Source organism: Xanthomonas sp. SHU 308, from assembly GCF_000364645.1.
Classification (GTDB): Bacteria; Pseudomonadota; Gammaproteobacteria; order Xanthomonadales; family Xanthomonadaceae; genus Xanthomonas_A; species Xanthomonas_A sontii.
On sequence record NZ_AQOK01000909.1, the window covers coordinates 1 to 5,206 of the forward strand.

3 protein-coding genes and 1 pseudogene are annotated in these 5,206 nt (G+C 66.2%); 2 read left to right on the plus strand and 2 right to left on the minus strand.

Features of this window, described 5'->3' with window-relative positions; genetic code table 11:
* Both D588_RS26030 and D588_RS0123540 read left to right on the plus strand, forming a co-directional pair.
* A pseudogene (locus tag D588_RS26030) lies at positions 1-414 on the plus strand (cytochrome C biogenesis protein); the annotation flags it as partial.
* Positions 415-727: 313 nt separating this feature from the next.
* Positions 728-1,840 carry a homoserine O-acetyltransferase gene (locus tag D588_RS0123540; RefSeq protein ID WP_017917743.1) on the plus strand — a complete coding sequence of 371 codons (1,113 nt, stop codon included), beginning with the start codon at positions 728-730 and terminating at the stop codon, positions 1,838-1,840.
* Between the two features lie 296 nt (positions 1,841-2,136).
* Here D588_RS0123540 and D588_RS26955 read toward each other — a convergent pair whose 3' ends face one another.
* Together D588_RS26955 and D588_RS26035 are read right to left on the minus strand one after the other, a co-directional pair.
* Entirely contained in the window at positions 2,137-4,029 is a 1,893-nt protein-coding gene (locus D588_RS26955) for a S8 family serine peptidase (protein ID WP_157836512.1), read from the minus strand.
* A 279-nt stretch (positions 4,030-4,308) separates the two neighbouring features.
* The coding region (locus tag D588_RS26035) for an ATP-binding cassette domain-containing protein (protein WP_017917745.1) at positions 4,309-5,206 on the minus strand (898 nt) is incomplete at its 5' end.

A 5,206-nucleotide genomic window follows, 5' to 3' on the forward strand; every position in this document is an offset into this window, starting at 1 on the left:
AGCGCGGCCGGCCTGCCCGCCTTGCCCACTGCCGGCGCCACGGCGCAGCCTGACAAGGCGCCAGCGACCGCCAGCCTGACCGTGGCGGTATCGCTGGACCCGGCGTTCGCCGCCCGCGTGCGCCTGCGCGGCGACGCCAGCGTGTTCGTGATCGCGCGCGTGCCGGGCGGCCCGCCGATGCCGGTGGCGGTGCAGAAACATCCGCTGCATGCGCTGCCGTTGCGGGTGACGCTGAGCGACGCGGACAGCCCGATGCCGACGCAGAAGCTCTCGCAACTCAAGCAGGTGCAGGTGATCGCGCGGCTGTCGGCCAGCGGTAACGCCATGCGCCAGGAGGGCGATCTGGAATCGGCGCCGGTGACGGTCACCCTGCCGGCGACCGCGCCGGTGGAGCTGGTGATCGGCAAGCCGTAGCGCAAGCAGTCGTGTGGGAGCGACCGTGCCTGATCGGGACCGTCCGGTCGCGACCAGGGCAAGACGCCAGCAAGAATGCGAAACGTCGTTGCAGCAGCGGCTTCAGCCGCGACACGCTCTACCGGGAGTCCTGTCGCGGCTGAAGCCGCTCCCACGAGGCAACAGCGTGTCGGACTGGATCGCGGTGGAAGCGAATGATCAGGCGCGCAGTAGATCCGGCCCGGCGTCACTAACGGACGCCATTGCGGCCCGACACGCTCCATCCCGCACCACGCATACGCCGGATGCGCAATCGCGCGGCTAGAATCGGCGCATGACCGAATTCATCCCGCCCGGCAGCCGCTTCCACACCCTGCCCTCGCCGTTCCCGATGAAACGTGGTGGCCAGTTGCATGGCGCGCGGGTCGCCTACGAAACCTGGGGCACGCTGTCGGCCGCGCGCGACAACGCGGTCCTGATCGTCACCGGACTCTCGCCCGACGCGCATGCCGCGGCCAATGCCGACGATCCTACGCCTGGCTGGTGGGAAGCCATGCTCGGCCCAGGCAAGCCGATCGACACCCAGCGCTGGTTCGTGATCTGCGTGAACTCGCTGGGCAGTTGCAAGGGCTCGACCGGCCCCGCCTCAGCGCACCCGGACGACGGCCAGCCGTATCGCCTGCGCTTCCCGGAGCTGTCGATCGAGGACGGTGCCGACGCCGCCGCGCAAGTGGTGCGGGCACTGGACATCGCGCAGTTGGCCTGCGTGATCGGCAACTCGATGGGCGGCATGACTGCGCTGGCGCTGCTGCACCGGCATCCCAGCCTGGCGCGCAGCCACGTCAACATCTCCGGCAGCGCGCAGGCACTGCCGTTCTCGATCGCGATCCGCTCGCTGCAGCGCGAGGCGATCCGCCTGGACCCGAACTGGAACGGCGGCGACTACGACGAGGCCACCTATCCCGAGTCGGGCATGCGCATGGCGCGCAAGCTCGGCGTGATCACCTACCGTTCGGCGCTGGAATGGGACGGCCGCTTCGGCCGCGTGCGCCTGGATTCCGACCAGACCGACGACGATCCGTTCGGCCTGGAATTCCAGGTCGAGAGCTACCTGGAAGGCCACGCCCGCCGCTTCGTACGCCGTTTCGACCCGAACTGCTATCTGTACCTGAGCCGCTCGATGGACTGGTTCGACCTGGCCGAACCCGCCGGCGGCGACGTGCTGGCCGGCATCGCCACGATCCAGATCGAGCGCGCATTGGCGATCGGCGCCAACACCGACATCCTGTTTCCGGTGCAACAGCAGCAACAGATCGCCGACGGTCTGCGCGCCGGCGGCGCACAGGCGCAGTTCCTGGGGCTGGATTCGCCGCAGGGCCACGATGCGTTCCTGGTCGATTTCGCGCGGTTCGGGCCGGCGGTGCGGGCGTTTCTGGATGCGCTGTGAGTGGTGCGGCGTACTGCCCGTACCACTCCATCATGCGGTGCCTGGCGACGCCACCAACGGCATCTTTCGCGTGGGTTCATCCCGACACACGTCCCGCGTTGGGTAAATTGAGTTCCTTCCAAAACACGTCCCACTTCGTAGATCGCTCGCGAATAGGCGTTGCCACGATCGGACACACGGACCACCTGCATGACGCCAACAGGCGCCATGCCTCCACCAGCCAAGCGCGGGAGCACGGCAGATCCTTTGCCGTGATCCCGCTCGATCGTTTCAGCAGAACGCCGGCAGCGACGAAATCAGTTGAACCGCGCCATGTCTGTCAGCGCCGTGTTCTGAATCAGCGTCTCGCCATCGAACTCGAAGTAGCGGCCATAGGCGGTGATCACCTCATGCCGATTGCTCTTGAGTTCGCGCGTATCGAACTTGCACGGCGTGCCTGCCGGACCGTAGTTGCAGATCTGCTGGTAGCGCGCAACGCCCTGCAACGGACCAGAGGCGAGGAGATTGCCGTTCGCGTCCCACATCCAGTACTGCCCGTAGGCGTTGACCGACTCGACCAACCCACCCCATTCCGGGAACACGACCAGCGAGCGGGTGTCGAACACGCAGGGATTCTTTCCCTGGCAAGGGCCAGCCGCATAGCGCGGGACGTCTTTCAGTTCTCCACCCTGCGGGCCGAACGGCTGGCCGTTCGCGTCGAAGTTCCAATAACGGCCATAGGCGGTGATGGATTCGAGATAGCCCACGCCCGGATAGTTCACTTCGGCGCGGGTGTCAAACTTGCAGGGTCTTTTACGCATGACGAACTGGGTCGTGCACGGTCCGTTGCTTCCCGCGTAAACCGAAGAGCTACTGAGCGGCACAGGAAGCGTGACCGGCAAGCCCTGAGCATCAAACTTCCACACGTGGCCGTAAGCGGTCACAGTCTCGGTGCCATCCGGCGCTACATCCATGCTATCCAGAGTGCACTTCGCCTGTCCCGACTTGCCAGGTACGTTGTAGCGGCACGCGCCAGCGGACATCTGCTGACCGGCGACACTGCGTGCGGCACTGACGGCGGCTTCGGCGTTCAGCAGACCTGCGCCACAGCCACCGGAGGGACACACCATCGGACCTGCCGAAGCCTGCAGAATGCTTGTGATCTGGGCGGGACTCAACGACGGGTTGGCTGAGAGCATCAGTCCGATGACGCCACTGACATGAGGTGTTGCCATCGAAGTGCCACTCAGAAAGCGATAGCAATGCACCCATTGGGTACCAGTGCCCTCGGCCCAAGCCGACATCACACCCACTCTGCTGGTGCTTACGCCCTTGTTTCCTACATTGTTCAAAATGGGACAGGCGCCCTCTCCCGCACCGAACACACCATCTTCTCGGGTCGCTCCTCCACCCGGCGCCGTCAACGTCAGCGATGCACCACCATTGCTGTACGGAGCTTCCACGTTAGGCTCTTGCGGCGTGCCGAGGGAGGCACCTACGGAGATCACCCCGGGACAGGACGCTGGACTGACATTTGCCACATCCACCCGAGACTCTGGTACTCCCTCATTGTCGTATTTGATATCGGGCGTATTGTGGTTACCCGCCGCCGCGACCACAGGTACGCCGGCAGCCACCGCGCCGGCAATCGCGGCGCGGGTAAGCTTGTAATTGCCACTACTGCTGCACGAGACATTTGCCTGGGCAAAACTGAGATTGATCACGCGCGCACCAGACTGCACCGCCACCTGGATGCCGTCGGCGATACTCGCATCGGTTAGCGATGTCTTGATCGAAAGGACTTCACACTGCGGGCATACTCCGGCGACACCCTCACCATTCCGGGTTCGGGCCGCCACGATACCCATGACATGAGTTCCATGCGCACCGGAGCCGATGTATCTAGAGTCTTCACCATTGCCATCTAGCGCCTCGGTCGCATCCCAGTAAGTCGCGAGACCAGCGCCATCTTTCGCCCAGTTGATATCCGGATGCTCGGAGTATCCAGTGTCAACCACCGCCACACGGATCTTTTCCCCACCCGACGGGGCCAGCGCCCAGGCCTGCGGCGCACGGATCGCATTGAGCGTCCACTGCTGCGCCGAAAGCGGATCGTTGGTCAGCGCCTGTGCGTGCACCGCGCCGCTCAGCGCCAGCCCTGCCATCACCCCCAAGCGCACCAGGGCCGACAGCCGTTTCTTCGCGAACATTGTTCCAAACATAAGTGAAACTCCTTTTCTCTGATGGGCAACCCCCTGTCGCCCGGTCATCCGGAAGAAACTGACTACCGCTTCGTGGTGTTCGTTCCGCATCACCGACCGTCGCGAAATTCTAGAGCGGTGACGTCTCACAGGCCGACACTGACGGCGCGTTGTATACCATCAGAGAATCTCGTCCCAGTTGCCATCGTTCTGCGACGTGCGTGCTTGGAGATCGCCGCCATTCGTGGCACACGTGCGCCACGCGTGACCAGTCACGCTGCGCGTGTCTCACACCGTGTCATCGCCCGACGCTTCGACGCTGCGCACGAGCCGCCCGTCCTGCAACCGATAACGCACATGCACCACGCCCTCGGGCAGCGCATCGTGACTGATCAGCAGCAGGCTGCGCTGGCCCAACGCCTGCGCCAGGTCGCGCAACAGCGCCTGCGCGGTGTCCACGTCCAGGCCTTCGGTGGGTTCGTCCAGCACCAGCAACGGTGCCTCGCGCAACAGGGCACGGGCCAGGGCCAGGCGCCGCGCCTGGCCGGCGGACATGGTGGCGCCGTTTTCGCCGAGCCAGGCGTCGAGGCCACCGACTTCGTGCAGCCAGGCGTCGAGCCGCACGTCGGTCAGCACCCGCTGCAGCCGCGCATCGTCGGCCGCGGGATCGCCCAGGCGCAGATTGTCGCGCACGCTGCCGGCGAACACCGGCGCGCCCTGCGGCAGCCAGGCGACGCGGCGATGCCACTGTGCCTCGGCGACCTCACGCAAATCCGTGCCGGCGTAGCGGACGCTGCCGTGTTGCGGGTCCCACAGCCGCAGCAGCAGCGCCGACAGGGTGGTCTTGCCGCTGCCGCTGTCGCCGGAGAGGGCGATGCGTTCGCCCGGGGTGATGCGCAGGGAGACGCCGTCGAGTACGCGCCGCGCCTCGCCCGGCCAGACGAACACGACGTCGTCGAACTGCACCTCGCCAGTGGCCGGCAGCGCCTGCGGATGCGCCGGGTCTAGCACTGGTGGCGCCTGCCCGGCGATCGCCTGCAGGCGCCGCGCGGCGACGCGGCCGGACTGCAGCGCCTGCCAGGCCAGGCCGGCCCCGGCCCAGACCTCGAGCAGGGCCACGGTCAGGAACACCAGGCCGGCGGCCTGTTCGGCGCTGATCGCGTCGGCACGCGCCGCACCCAGCGCC

Excerpts from the sequence above, each read along its gene's own strand:
- D588_RS0123540 (WP_017917743.1), top strand. The coding sequence starts at position 728 with ATGACCGAATTCATCCCGCCCGGCAGCCGCTTCCACACCCTGCCCTCG.
- D588_RS26955 (WP_157836512.1), bottom strand. The coding sequence starts at position 4,029 with ATGTTCGCGAAGAAACGGCTGTCGGCCCTGGTGCGCTTGGGGGTGATG.